Source organism: Neorhizobium sp. NCHU2750 (assembly GCF_003597675.1).
In the GTDB taxonomy this organism is placed as follows: Bacteria; Pseudomonadota; Alphaproteobacteria; order Rhizobiales; family Rhizobiaceae; genus Neorhizobium.
In genome coordinates this window covers 337741-355000 of sequence record NZ_CP030829.1, presented here as the reverse complement: position 1 = coordinate 355000, position 17260 = coordinate 337741, and the positions used below count along the sequence as shown (strand labels likewise).

Sequence of the window (17260 nt, the reverse complement as noted above, 5' to 3'; positions counted from 1 at the left end):
GAGGAATACATGGCATCTTCATTCTGGACCCCGACGCGCCGGAGTTTTCTGGCGGGATCGGCAGCCCTTGGCGCCGCCGGGCTGGTCGGCACACGTCCCGCCTCCGCGGCGGTCGACTGGAAGCGTTTTGCCGGCACCACGCTGGAAGTAAACCTGATCAAGAGCCCGCGCGGTGAAACCATCACCAAGTATCTGAGCGAGTTCGAGGCACTGACCGGCATCAAGGTCAATGCCGAAGCAACGCCGGAGCAGCAGCAGCGTCAGAAGACGACGATCGAGCTTTCTTCGGGCCGTCCGAGCTTCGACGTCGTGCATCTCAGCTACCATGTGCAGAAGCGGCAGTTCGAAAAGGGCGGCTGGCTCGCCGATCTTTCCGGTTACTTCAAGGATCCGTCGCTCACCGATCCGTCGCTGGTCGAGGGTGATTTTGCCGAAGCGGGCCTGAAATTCGCCAAGGATTCCGACGGCAAGCTGCGCACGCTGCCCTTCTCCGTGGATTACTGGATCGTCTACTGGAACAAGGAACTCTTCGAAAAGAAGGGCCTGAAATACCCGACGACCTTCGACGAGATGGTGACGGCTGCCGAGGCGCTGACCGACAAGTCCGCTGGTACCTACGGATTCGTCGCCCGCGGTCTGAAAAACGCCAATACGCCGGTCTGGACCTCGTTTATGCTGGGCTATGGCGCAACGCCGCTCGATGCCAGCGGCAAGCTCGCAACGACATCCCAGGGCGCAGTCGATGCGGCCGCTCTCTACCAGCGGCTGATGACCAAGTCGGCGCCGGTCGGGGTTTCCGGCTTCAACTGGGCGGAAGCACAGTCGGCCTTCCTTCAGGGCAAGATCGGCATGTGGTTCGATGGTGTCGGTTTCGCACCGCCGATCGAGGACCCGCAGAAGTCGCGTGTTGTCGGCAAGGTCGGTTACGGCGTCATGCCGGCTGGCCCGAAGGCACAGGCCGCAGCAACGACGGGCGACGGTATAGGCGTGACGGCTGCCAGCAAGAACAAGGAAGCCGCCTATCTGTTCTGCCAATGGGTCATCTCCCATGACATGGGCGCCCGCCTGCTGCAGGCCGGTGCCGGCGTGCCTTTCCGTCAGTCGATCCTTGAGGACGCCAAGGTCCGCGAAGGCGTCAAGATGCCGGCAGCCTGGGTCGATGCGGTTGTCGCCTCCGGCAAGATCTCGCAGCTTGCGCTCCCGGTCATCATCCCGGTCACGGAATTCCGCGACATCTACGGGGTCGGCCTCACCAACATGATCGGCGGCGCCGATCCTAAAAAGGAACTGGAAACGGCGACCGCTCAGTTCGAGCCGGTGCTTGCCCGAAGCGAGGGATAATGGCTTCCGTGACCATAGAACCCACTGCGGCCAGACATGTGGTCGCAAAGGGGAGCAAGCCGCCAAGGCTTGCTCCCAACTACTGGCCTTTCGTTGTCCCGGCGCTGGTGGTGATCGGCGCGGTCATCGTCTTTCCCTGGGTGTTCACGCTCTGGATGAGCGTGAATTCCTGGACGCTGGGGCAGGACCAGACCTTCGCCGGGTTGGACAATTACATCCGCCTCGTGGGCGACATGCGGTTCTGGGAATCCATGTGGCATACGGCGGTCTATACCGCCTTGTCCGTGGTGGCGCCGCTCATCCTCGGCACGCTTGCCGCTCTCGTCTTCGACGGCGAGTTTCCGTTGCGGGGTTTCCTGCGCGGCGTCTTCGTCATGCCGATGATGGCGACGCCGGTCGCCATCGCGCTCGTCTGGACGATGATGTTCCATCCCCAGCTCGGCGTGCTGAACTATCTGTTGTCGCTGGTCGGCATCGGCGCGCAGGAATGGATCTACAACCAGTCGACCGTCATTCCGGCGCTGGTTCTGGTCGAAACCTGGCAGTGGACGCCGCTAATCATGCTGATCGTGCTCGGCGGGCTCGCAGCCGTGCCGCGCGAACCCTATGAAAGTGCTGAGATCGACGGTGCGAATGCCTGGCAGAAGTTCCGTTACCTGACTCTGCCGATGATCGCGCCCTTCCTGATGATCGGGGTCATCATCCGTAGCATCGACGCGGTGAAAAGCTTCGACATCATCTATGCTATGACCCAAGGCGGACCGGGAACGGCGTCGGAAACGATCAATATCTACCTCTACAACACTGCCTTCTCCTACTACGACATCGGCTATGGCTCTGCCATGGCGGTGGTCTTCTTCTTCGTCATCATTGCGCTTTCCTTCGTGCTGATGATGATCCGGGCGCGCACCAACTGGTCGGACATGGAGGAGCGCTGATGACGCATAGAGTATGGAACCGTATCGGCCTTTTCCTGGCCGCCCTGGTGATGATTTCGCCTGTCATCCTGTTCTTCGTCTGGATGCTCTCGCTGTCGCTCAAATACGAGATCGACAATGGCGCCTATCCGCCGATCCTCATTCCGGAGAACTTCGCCTGGTCGAACTATGTGAAGGTCTTCCAGGAGAACAACTTCTTCCTCTATTTCTGGAACTCGATCCTGGTGACGGGCGCCGCAACGCTGCTCGCGCTCGTCATCGGCGTGCCCGCAGGTTATGGCATTGCGAGGCTGAAGGCCGAGAAGGCGGCGATGGTGATCATGATCGCCCGCATGACGCCCGGCCTTTCCTTCCTGATCCCGCTCTTCCTGCTGTTCCAATGGCTGAACATGCTCGGCACGCTGTGGCCGCAGATCATCATCCATCTGGTCGTCACCGTGCCGATCGTCGTGTGGATCATGATCGGCTATTTCGAGACGACGCCGAAGGAACTGGAAGAGGCGGCGAGCATCGATGGAGCCACCTCCTGGCAGGTCTTCCGTCTGGTCGCATTGCCGATCGCCAAGCCCGGCATCGTCGTCGCCTTCATCCTGGCGGTGATCTTCTCCTGGAACAACTTCGTCTTCGGCATCGTACTCGCCAGCCGCGAGACACGCACCCTGCCGGTGGCCGTCTACAACATGCTCTCCTTCGAGCAGGTCAGCTGGGGGCCACTGGCCGCTGCCGCCCTGATCGTCACCCTGCCGGTTCTGGTGCTAACCATGTTCGCCCAGAAGCAGATCGTCGCGGGCCTCACGGCCGGTGCGGTCAAAGGCGGCTAAGGGGCGGCTAAGAGCAACAGACAACGACCCGAAAATCGGGAGGATTTTCAAATGGCAACAGTCAACATCCAGAACATCCAGAAGCGCTACGGGGCAGTCGAGATCATTCGCGACCTGAGCGTCGATATTGCCGACGGTGAATTCGTCGTCCTGGTCGGGCCATCGGGCTGCGGCAAGTCCACGCTGCTGCGCATGGTAGCCGGGCTTGAGGACGTGACCGGCGGCGCCATCCGCATCGGACCGCGGGAGGTGTCGCATCTGCCGGCTCGCGACCGCGACATCGCCATGGTGTTCCAGAACTACGCGCTCTACCCGCATATGACGGTGGCGGAAAACATGGCCTTCGCGTTGAAGCTGAAGAAGGCTGATGTCAACGAGAGGCGCAAGAAGGTCGAGAACGCCGCCGGCATTCTCGGACTGGAAAAACTGCTCGACCGTTATCCGCGCCAGCTTTCCGGCGGCCAGCGCCAGCGTGTCGCCATGGGCCGCGCCCTGGTGCGAGATCCTCAGGTGTTTCTGTTCGACGAACCGCTCTCGAACCTCGATGCCAAACTCCGTGTGCAGATGCGCGCCGAGATCAAGGCGCTGCACCAGCGGATCGGCACGACGATCATCTATGTCACCCATGACCAGATCGAAGCCATGACCATGGCCGACAAGATCGTCGTGCTGCAGGAAGGCAATATCGAGCAGGTCGGTGCGCCACTCGATCTCTATGACCGTCCGGCCAATCTCTTTGTTGCCGGCTTCATCGGTTCGCCATCGATGAACTTCATCGATGGCAGGATCGAGGAAGGTGTGTTCCGCAGCGATAAGGGCCTTGTCCTGCCGCTGCCTTCGGGAGCCGATCCGTCAAGGCTCGGTGGAAAGTCGCTGGTTTACGGCATCCGGCCCGAGCATATCGGGGCAACGAGCGGGAGCGGCATCCAGGGCCGCGTCGATATCGTCGAGGGTACCGGCTCGGAAATCTTCGCCCGCGTGGTCAGCCATGGCGAGCAGATCTCCTGCCTGTTCCGCGAGCGGCTGGATATCCGCTTCGGCGACGAGATCGGACTGTCGATCGACCCGGCCAAGGCGCATCTGTTCGACAAGGCGACCGGCCAGCGGCTCTGATCCTTCCGGGGGCAAGACCCCTCCCAACCCTCCCCACAAGGGGGAGGGCTTAACCTGGCCGAGCCGTCGAGGCGAATTGGGCGTGGGCGTTGCCGCGAGTATTCTCCCCCCTTGTGGGGGAGATGGCCGGCAGGCCAGAGGGGGACTTTTCCCAAGTTCGAAGCCTAGTTGTCGTCCGGCTCCACATTGTAGCGGATCGAACTGACATGACCTCATTCATTGGTATCGACGTTGGCACCGGCAGCGCCCGCGCCGGCATTTTCGATGAGCGCGGCACGCTGCTCGCCGCCTATTCGCAGCCGATCGCCACCGAGAGACCGAAGGAGGATTTCGTCAATCAGTCTTCCCGTGACATCTGGGAAGCGATCTGCACCTGCGTGAAGAAATCGATGGCGGATGCCAGCCTGTCCCCGGCGGATATTGCGGGCATAGGCTTCGATGCCACCTGCTCGCTGGTCGTGGTGGACGACAAGGGGGAGCCGGTCACCGTCAGCCCCGGCGGCGATGACGACTGGAATATCATCGTCTGGATGGACCACCGTGCGATCGGCGATGCCGACCAGATCAACGCGCTGAAAAGCCCTGTTCTCGACTATGTTGGCGGCGTCATCTCGCCCGAGATGGAAACGCCGAAACTGCGCTGGCTGAAGCGTGAGATGCCGCAGAGTTTCTCTCGTGCACACGCCTTTTTCGATCTACCGGACTGGCTGGTGCACAAGGCAACCGGAAACGACATCCGCTCCCTCTGCAGTACCGTCTGCAAATGGACCTATCTTGGCCAGAACGGAACGTCGGGCGAGGGCTGGGACAAGGCTTATTTCGAAAGCGCCGGCATAGCCGAGCTTGCTGCCGATAATTTCCGCTCCATCGGCAACCGCCTCGCAGCACCCGGCGACAATGTCGGCTCGCTCTCGGAGGCCGCCGCGGCAGATCTCGGGCTCGCTCCGGGCACGGCCGTTGCCGCCAGCCTGATCGACGCTTATTCCGGCGCGCTCGGTACGATGGGTGTCGATCTGGGCGAGGGTGCACTCGATGATCGTCTGGCGCTCATCGCCGGCACCTCATCCTGCCATATTACCGTCAGTGAGAAGCCGGCCTTCGTGCCGGGTGTCTGGGGGCCTTATTTTTCCGTTCTGCTGCCGGGACTATGGGCCAACGAAGCGGGTCAGTCGGCGGCCGGTGCGCTTATCGACCGGGTGATCGAGGGGCATGCCGCGATCCATCAGGCACGCGAGACCGCAAAGTCCGAAGGCATTTCCGTTTTCACGCTGTTTGACCGCCGCCTTGAAGCCATGGCGCAAGGCGGCGAGACGGCCACGCTGACGAAATCGCGGCACATACAACCGGATTTCCACGGCAACCGCTCTCCGCTTGCTGATCCGTTGCGCAAGGGCGGCATCACCGGCCTGTCGCTTGATCGCGGCCTGGACGATCTAGCGCTCGACTATCTCGCGACCCTGCAGGCGCTCGCTTATGGCACTCGCCACATCATTGCGGAGATGCGGGCCAATGGCGTCAGCGTCGAAACACTGGTGGTAAGCGGGGGGCTTGCTCAGAACAGGCTGTTTCTGCGCGAACATGCGGATGCGACGGGCTGCGCCATCGTCGTGCCCGACCAGCGCGAACCGGTTTTGGTCGGCAGCGCCATGCTGGGTGCGGTGGCGAGTGGCCATTATGCCGACCTGCCCGCCGCCATGCGCGCAATGAGCGGGCTTGGTAGCCGCATAACTGCGCGCGGCGGCGAGATCGCCGCCTATCACGATCGCAAATACCGTGTCTTCCGCCGCATGCAGGAAGACTTCGTTGCCTATGCCGCGCTGATGGCCGGCACTGAACATTGATGTGAGGGAAGAGGAACATGACCAAAGAGATTGCACTTTTCGCCAGCGGAGACCTTCGTCTGTCCGCCAACCAGCAGTGCTGGGCGACGCAGGACGCGATGGAAAAGAAACTCGGCGAAGTGCTCGCCGGCCTCGGCTATACGGTGAAGCGTGCTCACTCCTATAAGCCGGATGAAGGCCACGGCTTTCTCGCCTCGCAGCGCGAGGGCATGGATGCATTCGCAAAGATCGATCCCAATGTGCCGGTGATCGTGGCGGAATCCGTCTGGCAATATTCGCACCATGTTCTGGCGGGTCTGACGAGCCACAAGGGCCCGATCCTGACCGTTGCCAACTGGTCTGGACAGTGGCCGGGCCTCGTCGGCCTGCTCAACCTGAATGGCTCGCTGACCAAGGCTGGTGTCGCCTATTCCTCGCTGTGGAGCGAGACATTCGACGATGATTTCTTCCGCTCCGGCCTTACCCAATGGCTGTCGGAAGGCACGATCGACCATGACACGAGCCATGTGACGCCGTTCAAGGCCGGCAAGGTGCCGCAGGATCTCAAGGATCTGGCGAAGGAGATCGCTCACGATTTCCGCACCAACAAGGTCATTCTCGGCATCTTCGATGAGGGCTGCATGGGCATGTACAATGCCATCGTGCCCGACGAGCTTCTGATGCCGCTCGGCATCTTCAAGGAGCGCCTGTCGCAATCGGCCCTCTATTACGCCACCACGCAGGTGCCGGTGGAGGAAGGCCGTGCCGTCTACCAGGACCTCATCGCCAAGGGCATGAAGTTCCATCTCGGGACCGACCCGGAGCAGGAACTGACGGAGGACCAGGTTATCGACCAGTGCCGTATGTATATCGCGGCGGTGCGCACTGCCGAGAATTTCGGCTGCGAGGCGATCGGTATCCAGTACCAGCAGGGTTTGAAAGACCTTCTGCCGGCTTCCGATCTCGTGGAAGGCATTCTCAACGATGATGGTCGGCCGGATGTCAAAGGCCGCGACGGCAAGGTCATCCGACAGGGCAAGGCGATCGTGCATTTCAACGAGGTGGACGAGTGCGCCGGCCTCGACGGGCTGATGACCAACCGACTGCACCGCGCGCTCGGCCAGCCAGTGGAAAATACCCTGCATGACCTGCGGTGGGGGGGTGTCGATCCGACAGGCTCGGTCGATGGCTTCGTCTGGGTGTTCGAGATATCCGGTGCCGCTCCGCCGGCCCATCACGAAGGGGGCTGGGCGGGATCCGACAGCATGCGGCAGCCGCCGATGTTCTTCCCTGCAGGCGGCGGCACCCTACGCGGCATCGCCAGGCCCGGCGAGATCGTCTGGTCGCGCATCTTCGTCGAGGACAACAGGCTGAAGATGGACATTGGCCGCGGTCAGGCCGTGTCCTTGCCGAAGGAAGAGACTGAGCGCCGCTGGAAATCCACCAACGAACAGTGGCCGATGATGCATGCGGTACTGACCGGCGTGTCCCGCGATCAGATGATGGCTCGCCACAAGGCAAACCATATTCAGGTCGTGTATGCCAATTCGGCCGTTGACGCCGACCGTGCCGCGCTTGCCAAGGCGGCACTTGCCGCGGAACTCGGCATGGAGGTCAATTTCTGCGGGGTCGATCTCGGCTAAACCTCCGCTCGGCCGGGATTTGGCGCCGGACGAGGTTGATCCCTCATCGGCGCCAAAAGCTCGAGAAACACGGATATTTTAAATGGCTGCAACAGTTGCGTGTAACCGCATCGCAATGTTTGTAGTCTACGGTCCAGTCCATGTTCTTGGGCGCGTTTCGAAAATTTATATTGGCAGCCATATTGAACGTGGTGGTGCTTGCATCACTCGCGGTTTTTCCTGTTAGCGCTACCGAACTCAAAAACGCCTGCTGGGCATCAAGCGACCTTACCGCGGACCAGGCGGCCATCATCGCGGCGCCGGAGCACTGGACTTGCGGCAGCTCAAGCTATTCTCTCGAAGGAGAGCGGGTGTTTCTGCGGTTCGATATCAATTCCGACGATCCGCTCCCGCATTATCTCTTTTCCAGAAGAAGCGCTCTCCAGGCCGTGCATCTGATCGCCATTGATCGGGACGGCACGACACGTGAGGCGACGCTTCCGGCAGACCAGCTACAAAGCTCCCTGCGTGGCGGATATTTCAAAGCACCTCTGCCGGATGTGACCCGCGACACAGACAGGATCGTCGTCGCCTTCGATTTGCCGAGCCACAAGATGACGCTGGAACGGGCCTATCTCGCTCCGAGCGACCTTCTCCTCGACCGGGATTTGGTGCGCCAGCTTCTGTTGCTCGCCATACTTGCCGGCATGCTGTGCATGCCACTCATCTTCAACACCGCCTTCTACCGTGTCCTGCGCGAGCCATTCGTCTTCTGGCATTCCGCGCTGACGCTCTCCCTGCTCTTGACGATCCTGACTTCGTCGGGGCTCGCTGTCATCCTTTTCGATCCGCCGGCCATGACATTGAGCTGGATGACGACCGTGATCTTCGGTGCGATGATTGCCTCTGGTTCGATGTTTACCTACAGCTTCATCGAGCCTGGGTGCATGCATCCCTTTCTTCGGCGGGCACTGCCGGTTTGCGCCGTCTCTGCCATGCTTCTCGGCGTAGCTCACGCAGCATTTCCCTATATCGCTCGGCCGATCCAGTCGGCAGCCTATACGGCGGCCTTCACGCCGGCTCTGCTCGTCTTCATGCTGTCGGTGGCAGACGGCCTACGGCGCGGGAGCCGTGCGGCCAAGTTTCAGGCGGCCGGTTATATTCCGGTGATCATGGCGGGATTGGTTCGTCTGGTGACCGGCGTGGTTCCCGGCCTGGAAAGCAATGACGCCATGCTGCTGTTTTATGCAGGATGTGTGTGCGAGGTCCTGTTCACCACGCTCGGCGTCGCCGACCGTTTCATGGCGATCAGGCACCAGAGGGACAAGGCTCGCTTCGAGGCAGATGGCCTGAAGCATCTATCCGAGCGCGACGCCCTGACGGGATTGTTCAACCGGCGGGCCATGGAACAAAATTTCGAGCAATATCGCAACGATGGCTATCGCACTCTCGCGGTACTGGATCTTGATCACTTCAAGGCCATCAATGACATCCATGGCCACGCGGTCGGCGATGCTGTCCTGAAGATTGTGGCGGAGGTCCTTCAGGCAGGCCAGCAGGTCCATGCCTTCCGCCTCGGCGGTGAGGAATTCGTGCTGCTCCTGCGTGGCGAAGACGCCCACTTGCGCGCGGAGCGCCTGCGCCAGACCATTCCCGCGGCGGTCACGGCCGGAATGCCGTCGATCAAGCATAGTGTGACGGCCAGCATGGGCATGGCGGACACTATAGCTGATACGGGCGGGACATTTGACGAGCTTTACCGCCGCGCAGACAAGCTGCTCTATGATGCCAAGCTTGCAGGTCGAAATCGAAGCAGGGTAGCCTTGGCAAACGGCGGAGAAGGCTGAAGCCACCTCGGTCGCCATCAAGGGCATATCGCGTCAGGACGTGTGGCAACGATATTTCGCTGCCACACGGATCTTGTTTTAGACTTGAGTCGAGATGGGCTCAGACGCCGGCAATCTCATGCAGCCAGCCATGGCTGTCATTGGTCTGGCCGCGCTGGATTCCGATCAGGGCCTGACGCAGCTTCGTCGTCGTTTCGCCTGTCTCGCCGTTGGCGATCTGGAACTCGCCCGCCGGGAACTTGACGGCACCGATCGCCGCGACGACTGCGGCCGTACCACAGGCAAAGGCTTCCTTGAGCTTGCCGCTCTTCACGTCAGCCTGCCACTGTTCGAAGGAATAGAGTTCCTCCTTGACCGTCATCCCTTGTTCGCGGGCGAGATCGATCAGCGACTTGCGGGTGATGCCCGGAAGGATCGTGCCGTTCAGCGGCGGAGTGACGAGCGTCCCGTCGTCCATGACGAAGAACACGTTCATGCCGCCCAGTTCCTCGACCCAGCGATGCTCGGCGGCATCGAGGAAGACGACCTGGTCGCAGCCCTGCGCGCTTGCTTCCTTCTGGGCAATCAGGCTTGCCGCATAGTTGCCGCCGCACTTGGCAGCACCGGTGCCGCCGGGGGCTGCACGCGTATACTGTTCGGAAAGCCAGATCTTCACCGGCTTAGCACCACCCTTGAAATAGGGGCCGACCGGCGAGGCGATGACACAGAAAATGTATTCCTTCGACGGACGCACGCCGAGGAAGTTCTCGCAAGCGAACATGAAGGGGCGAAGATAAAGGCTACCCTCACCCTGCGGGATCCACTTGGCATCGATGCGCACGAGCTTCTCGACTGCGGCCAGGAAATCGGCTTCCGGCAGTTCCGGCATTGCCATGCGACGGGCGGATTCGTTGAAGCGACGGGCGTTTTCTTCCGGACGGAACAGCACGGCGCGGCCATCGGCTGCACGATAGGCTTTCATGCCCTCGAAGATTTCCTGGGCGTAGTGCAGCACGCTCGATGCCGGATCGATCGGGAAGGGCGCGCGTGCGGTAATCTCGGCGGAGTGCCAGCCTTTGTCGGCGCTCCAGCGCACGACGGCCATATGGTCGGAAAAAAGCGTGCCGAAGCCGAGGTTCTCGAAAGCCTTCAGCCTGTCGGCTTCCGGCATGGGGTTCGTGTTCGGCTTGGTGTCGAAATGAAGGGGAGTGGTATCGGATGACATGGGAAGGTCTTTGTTCTGGTGGTGTCCGGGCGGCAACTTGCGCCTTTGCTCCGTATCTTACAAGACGGAGGAAGGCACAAGCGGTACGTTTACGGATCTGCCAGTGAGAGGACTTTACGCGAAAGGCGCGTCGATCGACTTTGCCGGTTCGGTAAAGAAGACCGGGCCTTCTTCGGACATGTAGATGATGTCTTCCAGGCGCACGCCGCATTCGCCATAGATGGCCAGCATCGGTTCGTCGGAAAAGACCATGCCCGGTTCAAGCGGCGTCTTGTTGCCGCGCACGATGAACGGATCCTCGTGCATGTCCATTCCGAGCCCGTGGCCGGTGCGATGCGGCAAGCCCGGCACCTGATAATCCGGGCCGAAGCCGGCATCGGTCAGCACCTTGCGGGCGGCGAAATCGACCTCTTCGCACGGCGTGCCGAGTTTGGCGGCGTCGAAGGCAGCCTGATGGGCCTTCTGTTCCAGCGTCCAGACTTGGCGCTGGCGGTCGGTCGGTTCGCCGAACACATAGGTGCGGGTGATGTCCGAGCAGTAGCGATGGATATGGGCGCCGAGATCGATCAGCACCATGTCGCCGGTCTTCAGCGTCTGCGGGTAGGGCACGCCATGCGGATAGGCGGTGGCCTCGCCGAACTGGGCGGCGGCGAAGATATGGCGCATACCGAGTTTCGCATGGGCGGCGGCGATGAAATCGGTCACTTCGGTCGTCGAGACGCCCTCGTAGAGACCTTCCCAGACTGCTTTATGGACACCGAGGCTCGCCGTCATTGCCGTCTGGATGATGGCGATTTCGGTTTTCGACTTGATCTGCCGGCACTGGGCGATGAGCTCTTTGGCGCCGATGTTCCGCAGGCGGGCGCCGATATGAGCCGTGATCGCGCTGGAAAAGACGAAAGGCGTTGCCGGGTCGAAGGCGAGCGTATCGCCCTCGGCGGCGAGGCCGCAGACGAGGTTCGCGACCAGCAAGGCCGGGTCCTCATGCTCTTCCCAGACGGCGATTTCACCCTCGATGGTGATCAGCGTCTGTGTTTTCGGCTCTTCGAAGGCCGGGCTGATATAGATCGGCGCACCGGAAGAGGGGATGACCGCTCCATGCAGGCGCTCGCTGGCACCGAGCGTCATGGCGGTGAAATAGGTGAGGCTGGTGGAGGTGTCGAGATAGACGGCCTTGACGCCGGCAGCCTTCATCAGTCCCTGCAGCTTGGCGACACGCGCTTGCAACTCCTCGATGGAGATCGGCGGGATTGCGGCAGCGATGTTTTCGAATTCGGACAGCGATTGCGCGAACGACTTGTATGCAGGGGCACTCATGTTTTTGTTCCTGTGCGTGGCACGTGAGGGAATGATCGGATAGCTATTCCGAATAATTGTAGCGTTTGGCAATGAACATGCTGCTCGCGACCGTGAGCACAAGTGTCACGCCCATCAGGATGAAGGAGAGCGTCGCGCCGAACGGCCAGTTGGCCTTGCCGAGAACCTCGTCGACCACCATCGGCGCCATCATGTGGAAGGACGGACCGCCAAGCAGGACGGGCGTCGCATAGGCGTTCATTGTCAGGATGAAGGAAAGCACGAAAGCGGCAAGGATGCCGGGCATGGCCAGCGGGACCGTGACCAGTCGGAAGGTCTCGAACGGGCCGGCGCCGAGGCTGAGCGATGCGTCCTTGGTATTCTGGTCAAGGCCCTCGAGCACGCTCTGGAGGGTGAGGACAACATAGGGAAGATTGACGGAGATGATGCCGACGAAAACTGCCGTCGGCGTGTACATCAAGGTCAGCGGGGCATTGATCAGCCCGGTGCTGGTGAGGAAATAGTTGACGACGCCGTTCTGGCCGAACGCGACCATCCAGCCGGCAGCGCGTACGGCATTGCTGACGAAGAGCGGCAGGATGATCATCATCAGCAGGAGCGTCTTCATATGCCCTTTCTGGCGGGCGATGAACCCGGCGAGCGGCAGGCCGAGCAGGATGCAGGCGACCGTGACGCCGAAGGCCATCAGGATCGTCGTCTGCAGGCCGGAAAGATAGTAACTGTCCGACAGAAGAGAGGTGTAGTTCTCGGTCGTCATGCCCGGCACCATGAATTCGCCGGGGACATAGCGGTTGAAGCTGTAGCGCAGCAGCAGCAGCATGGGCAGCACGAGGAAGACCACCACCATCAGCGTGGCGGGCGTCAGCAATGCGGCTGCCGTCGTACCCTTCTTGATCATCTTGTCTGCCGCTCCCTTAAGGCGCCCGAACGGGGCGTCGGATTGAAGTGCCGGCCGGGATAACCCGGCCGGTATCGATCGGTTATATGCCGTGCCCCGGCATCAGCCCTTGAAGGACTTGTTCCACCAGTCCTGCAGCGAGGCGTCCGTCTTGGCCAGATATTCCATGTTCTGGGTCAGGAAGCCCTTCTGCTGCTCTTCCGTGTAGTCGACCAGCTTGGCGAGATCCGGATCAAGCTTCACCGTCGTGTTGGTCGGGGCGTAGCCCATCGTCGCGGCAAAGGCCTTCTGCGGGCCGGGTTCCATCATGGCGTTCAGATAGGCGTAGGCGGCTTCCTTGTTGGGCGCATTCTTCGGCACGCACATGTCGGAAACATAGAGAACCAGGCCTTCCTTCGGCACGGCGATCTCGACCGGAATACCGGCCTTCTTCCACATGTAGCCGCGGGCGTTCCACATGATGCACATGACGCATTCTTCCGTCTGCATCGCCTGTGCCATGGCTTCGTTGGTCGGATAGATCTTGACGCCCTGCTTCTTCAGTTCCAGCAGCTTTTCCTTGCCGGGCTCGTAATTGTCGAGGCCGCCGCCGGAGATCATCGCAGCCGATTCGATCGTGGTCTGGTACTGGATGTCGATCACGCCGATCTTGCCGGCATATTGCGGGTCCCAGAGGTCTGCATAGGAGGTCGGCGGCGTTTTGACGAATTTCGGATTATAGAGGATCACGCGGCCGGTATAGATATGCGGCGCGCTGTAATTGTTGCGTAGCGCTTCGGGAACGAACTTGAGGTTCGGGACCTTTTTCTCGTCCAGTTCCTCGAGAAGGCCGTTCTTGTTCATTTCATATGCGCCCTGGCCGGTCAGGCAGGCAATGTCCATCGATCCGCGCGGCAGACGGCGTTCGGCAAGCATCTTGGTCTTGCGCACCGTGTCGTTGGCAGTGTCGAAGACGACGTTGATGCCGCTATCCTTCAGAAGCGCATCGACGATGAACTGCTGCTGCAGGTTCTGGTAGTCGCCGCCCCAGGTGCCGACGACGACGCGGCCGGTGGCTGCTGCGCGGGCGGTGGTCGAAAGCGCGGTGCTTGCCACCAGCGCGCCGGCCATCAGGCCGAACTGTCTTCTGTTGATGCCATTCGTCATGTTGTTCCCTTTCTCGATTGTTTCGTCATTCACATCAGGACTGCGGATTCAGGCGTGAAGGAGAGGTGGAGGCGACTGCCGGCTTCCGCCGAAAGGCCTTTGTCCTTCAGGTGCTTGACGGTGGTAATCACGGTGACGGTGTCGCCGCCGGGAAGTGTCGCGACAATCTCGATATTGCCGCCGAGGAAGACGCTGCTGGCAATCTCGGCGTCGAAGCAGTTGGCTTCGCCGGTCGGCGCAGACGACAGCTCGATCATTTCCGGCCGTACCATCAGTTCGGTATGGCTCTGCGATGCGATCTCGGTCTTGATCGCCAGCCCGGTCTTCGTGGTGAAGGTGTTTTGGCCGGCCGCGATTTCGCCCTCGACAAAATTGGTGCGGCCGATGAAGGAGGCTACGAAGCGGTTGGCGGGATGGTTATAGAGTTCGGTCGGGCTGCCGATCTGCTGGATCTTGCCTTCCTGCATCACGACCAGCCGATCGCCGACATACATCGCCTCGTCCTGGTCGTGGGTGACCATGACCGTGGTGATCCCGAGCTTCTGCTGCAGTGCCTTCAACTCGTCGCGCACCTGCAGGCGCAGCTTGGCGTCGAGGTTGGAAAGCGGCTCGTCGAGCAGCAGGATATCCGGGCGGATGGCAAGCGCGCGGGCAATCGCGACGCGCTGCTGCTGGCCGCCAGACATCTGCTTGGGATAGCGATCCTCCAGATGGCCGAGGCGTACCAGTTCCAGCGCTTCGGCCACCCGCGTCTTGATCTCTGCCTCCGGCAGCTTGCGGCGGCGAAGGCCGAAGGCGACGTTTTCATAGATCGTCAGATGCGGGAAGAGCGCGTAGTTCTGGAATACGAGGCCGATATTGCGGCGATAGGGCGGCTCGGTGGTGATGTCGCGCCCACCTATCCCGAGCTTGCCACTGTTGGGTTCGACGAAGCCGGCAAGCATGCGCAGCGTCGTCGTCTTGCCGCAGCCGGAGGGCCCGAGCAGGATCAGGAACTCGCCGTCCTTGACGTCCAGGTTCATGTTGTCGACGGCAACAAAATCACCATAGACCTTGCGCAGGTTTTCGATCGTGACTGTTGCCATATTCAGATCATCCTGGAGAGATTGACGAAACGATTTGTGATAACGAGCGCGAGCCCGATGATCGCGACCTGCATGACCGAGGCCGCGGCAATGGTTGGGTCGATCTTCCATTGCAGATATTGGAGGATCGCGACCGGAAGAGTGACCTCACCGGGCGTCGACAGGAACATCGACACTTCGAGATTGCCGAAGGACACGACGAAGCTGAAGATTGCGGCCGCAACGATGCCGGGACGGATCAGCGGCAGCGTGACCTTCCAGATGACGGTGAAGGGGGCGGCACCAAGGCTTGCTGCGGCCTCTTCGACGACTTCGTTGAGGCCGGCGAGGTTGGCCGTGAGCAACCTCACGCACCACGGGATGGTGAGAAGCACGTGGCCGGCAACGAAGCCGATGGTGGAGCCCGTCGCCGGAATGCCGGTCCTGATCTCAAGCTCGACCAGCGACATGTAGAGCGATGCCCCAATGACGATGGCCGGCACGATCAGCGGCGACATCAGCAACTGCATGATTGCCTTGCGTCCGATGAAGCGCTTGCGCACCAGAACGATCGACGCCGGAATGGTCACCAGCATGCCGATGACCGTGGCGCCGATCGCCACCATGGCGCTCAGGTAAAAGCCGTCGATGAACTGCGGCTGGCGCCAGACCTCAGCAAACCAGCGCAGCGAATATCCTTCCGCCGGAAGCGAAAGGATGTTGTTGGAGATGACCGACAGCCAGAACACCAGGATCAGAGGCAGGACGGTGACCGCCAGCGCGACGAAGTTGAGAAAGCCGACCGAGAACCGGCCCAGGCGTTCGGAAAAAGTCTTGCCCTCGACCATGGCGCGTTCCTCCGCGATCAGGCCGCCAGTTCGTTCTTGTAGAACTGGCCGCCCTTCATGATTGCCTTCAGCTTGCTGTGATCCTCAAGCACGCCGATATTGTCGAGCGGGTTGCCGTCGACGACGATCAGGTCGGCGAACGCGCCCGGCGAAAGCTCGCCGATCTTGCCTTCCATGCGGCACAGCTTTGCCGAAATCAGCGTGGCGGACTGAATGATGTCGGCGGCCGGCAGCACCTTATTGCGGGTGGTGAATTCGATCGACTGGTATTTGTGAAGCTGGCCGAGAAGGTCGGAACCGTAAGCCATCGGTACGCCCGCGTCGTGCAGGATCTTCAGCGAGCGCAGGCCGCCGGTGCGAACCGTTTCGATCTTGGCAACGGAATCGGGCTTCAGGCCGAAGGCTTCGCCTTCCATGGCAAGGCCTTCATAGGCCGCAAGCGTCGGGCAGGCGATGGCGCCGGACTTGGCGGCGAGTTCTGCCGTTTCCTTTTCGATCAGGTTGCAGTGTTCCAGCGAATGGACACCGCATTCGACCGCACGCCGGATCGCAGCATCCGTATAGACGTGAGCCGAGACATAGGTGCCGACATTGTTGGCCTCCTCGACCACGGCGATGATCTCTTCGCGAGAGAATTGCAGCACATGGATCGGATCGGTCGGCGAGGCAACACCTCCATTGGCCATGATCTTGATGAATTCCGCGCCGTTGCGGATTTCTTCGCGGGCGGCTGTGCGGACTTCATCGATGCCGTTGCAGATGCGGCCAAGAGCGCCGAGGCTTGCTTCATGCAGCGGGCGGTTGTCGAAACGGGTGCGGTAGTCAGTATGACCGCCGGTCTGGCCAAGGGCCTTGCCGCAGATGACGAGGCGCGGGCCGTCGATCAGGCCTTCCTCGACGGCGAGCTTGAGGCCGAGATCGGCGCCGGCAAGGTCACGCACGGTGGTGAAGCCGCGCATCAGCATGCCGTTCATGATCTTCGACGTTCGTAGCGCTACAAGAGAAGACGGCAGTTCGGCGTTGGCGGCGAGGTCGACGAGGGTTGCGACGACATGCACATGGGCATCGACGAGGCCCGGCATCAGGGTCTTGCCCTTCAGATCGATCCTTTCGGCCGACGATGCGGTGATCGGCTTGTCGGAAACTTCACGCACGACGTCATCCTCGATCAGAACCTCGACGCCGCCGATAAGCGCCTTCTTCTTCACATCGAGAAATTGGCCGCCGGTGAAAATAGTCTGTGTCATCGAAAACTCCCAGGTCAAAAGCGTTGTAGCCACC

General features: G+C 61.1%; 14 protein-coding genes. 7 read left to right on the top strand and 7 right to left on the bottom strand.

Features of this window, described 5'->3' with window-relative positions; all coding sequences use genetic code 11:
* Window positions 1-9 precede the first annotated feature (9 nt).
* The 7 genes from NCHU2750_RS25745 (at window position 10) to NCHU2750_RS25715 (ending at window position 9502) form a co-directional block, all read left to right on the top strand.
* Window positions 10-1341 carry an ABC transporter substrate-binding protein gene (locus tag NCHU2750_RS25745; RefSeq protein ID WP_119944634.1) on the top strand — a complete coding sequence of 444 codons (1332 nt, stop codon included), beginning with the start codon at window positions 10-12 and terminating at the stop codon, window positions 1339-1341.
* Complete coding sequence (locus NCHU2750_RS25740) at window positions 1341-2279, top strand: carbohydrate ABC transporter permease (RefSeq protein ID WP_119944633.1); 939 nt, start codon at window positions 1341-1343, stop codon at window positions 2277-2279. The genes NCHU2750_RS25745 and NCHU2750_RS25740 overlap by 1 nt, the downstream gene beginning before the upstream one ends.
* On the top strand, window positions 2279-3100 hold the full coding sequence (locus tag NCHU2750_RS25735; protein ID WP_119944632.1) for a carbohydrate ABC transporter permease: 822 nt from the start codon (window positions 2279-2281) through the stop codon (window positions 3098-3100). Before NCHU2750_RS25740 ends, NCHU2750_RS25735 begins: the two co-directional genes overlap by 1 nt.
* Before the next feature lie 51 nt (window positions 3101-3151).
* Complete coding sequence (locus tag NCHU2750_RS25730) at window positions 3152-4213, top strand: ABC transporter ATP-binding protein (RefSeq protein WP_119944631.1); 1062 nt, start codon at window positions 3152-3154, stop codon at window positions 4211-4213.
* Window positions 4214-4419: 206 nt separating this feature from the next.
* The gene (locus tag NCHU2750_RS25725; protein ID WP_119944630.1) at window positions 4420-6054 is read left to right on the top strand and encodes an FGGY-family carbohydrate kinase; all 1635 of its coding nucleotides are present in this window, start codon (window positions 4420-4422) and stop codon (window positions 6052-6054) included.
* Window positions 6055-6071: 17 nt separating this feature from the next.
* Entirely contained in the window at window positions 6072-7676 is a 1605-nt protein-coding gene (locus NCHU2750_RS25720; protein ID WP_119944629.1) for a fucose isomerase, read from the top strand.
* A gap of 350 nt (window positions 7677-8026) precedes the next feature.
* On the top strand, window positions 8027-9502 hold the full coding sequence (locus tag NCHU2750_RS25715; RefSeq protein ID WP_245480497.1) for a sensor domain-containing diguanylate cyclase: 1476 nt from the start codon (window positions 8027-8029) through the stop codon (window positions 9500-9502).
* A 100-nt stretch (window positions 9503-9602) separates the two neighbouring features.
* Here NCHU2750_RS25715 and NCHU2750_RS25710 read toward each other — a convergent pair whose 3' ends face one another.
* The 7 genes from NCHU2750_RS25710 to NCHU2750_RS25680 all read right to left on the bottom strand — a co-directional run bounded on the left by NCHU2750_RS25710 (window position 9603) and on the right by NCHU2750_RS25680 (window position 17226).
* Window positions 9603-10706 (bottom strand): branched-chain amino acid aminotransferase, encoded by a 1104-nt coding sequence (locus NCHU2750_RS25710; RefSeq protein ID WP_119944627.1) that lies wholly within the window; start codon window positions 10704-10706, stop codon window positions 9603-9605.
* A gap of 114 nt (window positions 10707-10820) precedes the next feature.
* Window positions 10821-12023 (bottom strand): M24 family metallopeptidase, encoded by a 1203-nt coding sequence (locus NCHU2750_RS25705; RefSeq protein ID WP_119944626.1) that lies wholly within the window; start codon window positions 12021-12023, stop codon window positions 10821-10823.
* A 43-nt stretch (window positions 12024-12066) separates the two neighbouring features.
* Complete coding sequence (locus NCHU2750_RS25700) at window positions 12067-12921, bottom strand: ABC transporter permease (RefSeq protein ID WP_119944625.1); 855 nt, start codon at window positions 12919-12921, stop codon at window positions 12067-12069.
* Between the two features lie 102 nt (window positions 12922-13023).
* Window positions 13024-14067, bottom strand: coding sequence for an ABC transporter substrate-binding protein (locus NCHU2750_RS25695; protein ID WP_119944624.1), 1044 nt, complete (start codon window positions 14065-14067; stop codon window positions 13024-13026).
* Window positions 14068-14096: 29 nt separating this feature from the next.
* Window positions 14097-15152 (bottom strand): ABC transporter ATP-binding protein, encoded by a 1056-nt coding sequence (locus NCHU2750_RS25690; RefSeq protein WP_119944623.1) that lies wholly within the window; start codon window positions 15150-15152, stop codon window positions 14097-14099.
* Between the two features lie 2 nt (window positions 15153-15154).
* Window positions 15155-15979 (bottom strand): ABC transporter permease, encoded by an 825-nt coding sequence (locus NCHU2750_RS25685; protein ID WP_245480496.1) that lies wholly within the window; start codon window positions 15977-15979, stop codon window positions 15155-15157.
* Between the two features lie 17 nt (window positions 15980-15996).
* Complete coding sequence (locus tag NCHU2750_RS25680; protein ID WP_119944738.1) at window positions 15997-17226, bottom strand: metal-dependent hydrolase family protein; 1230 nt, start codon at window positions 17224-17226, stop codon at window positions 15997-15999.
* Window positions 17227-17260 lie beyond the last annotated feature (34 nt).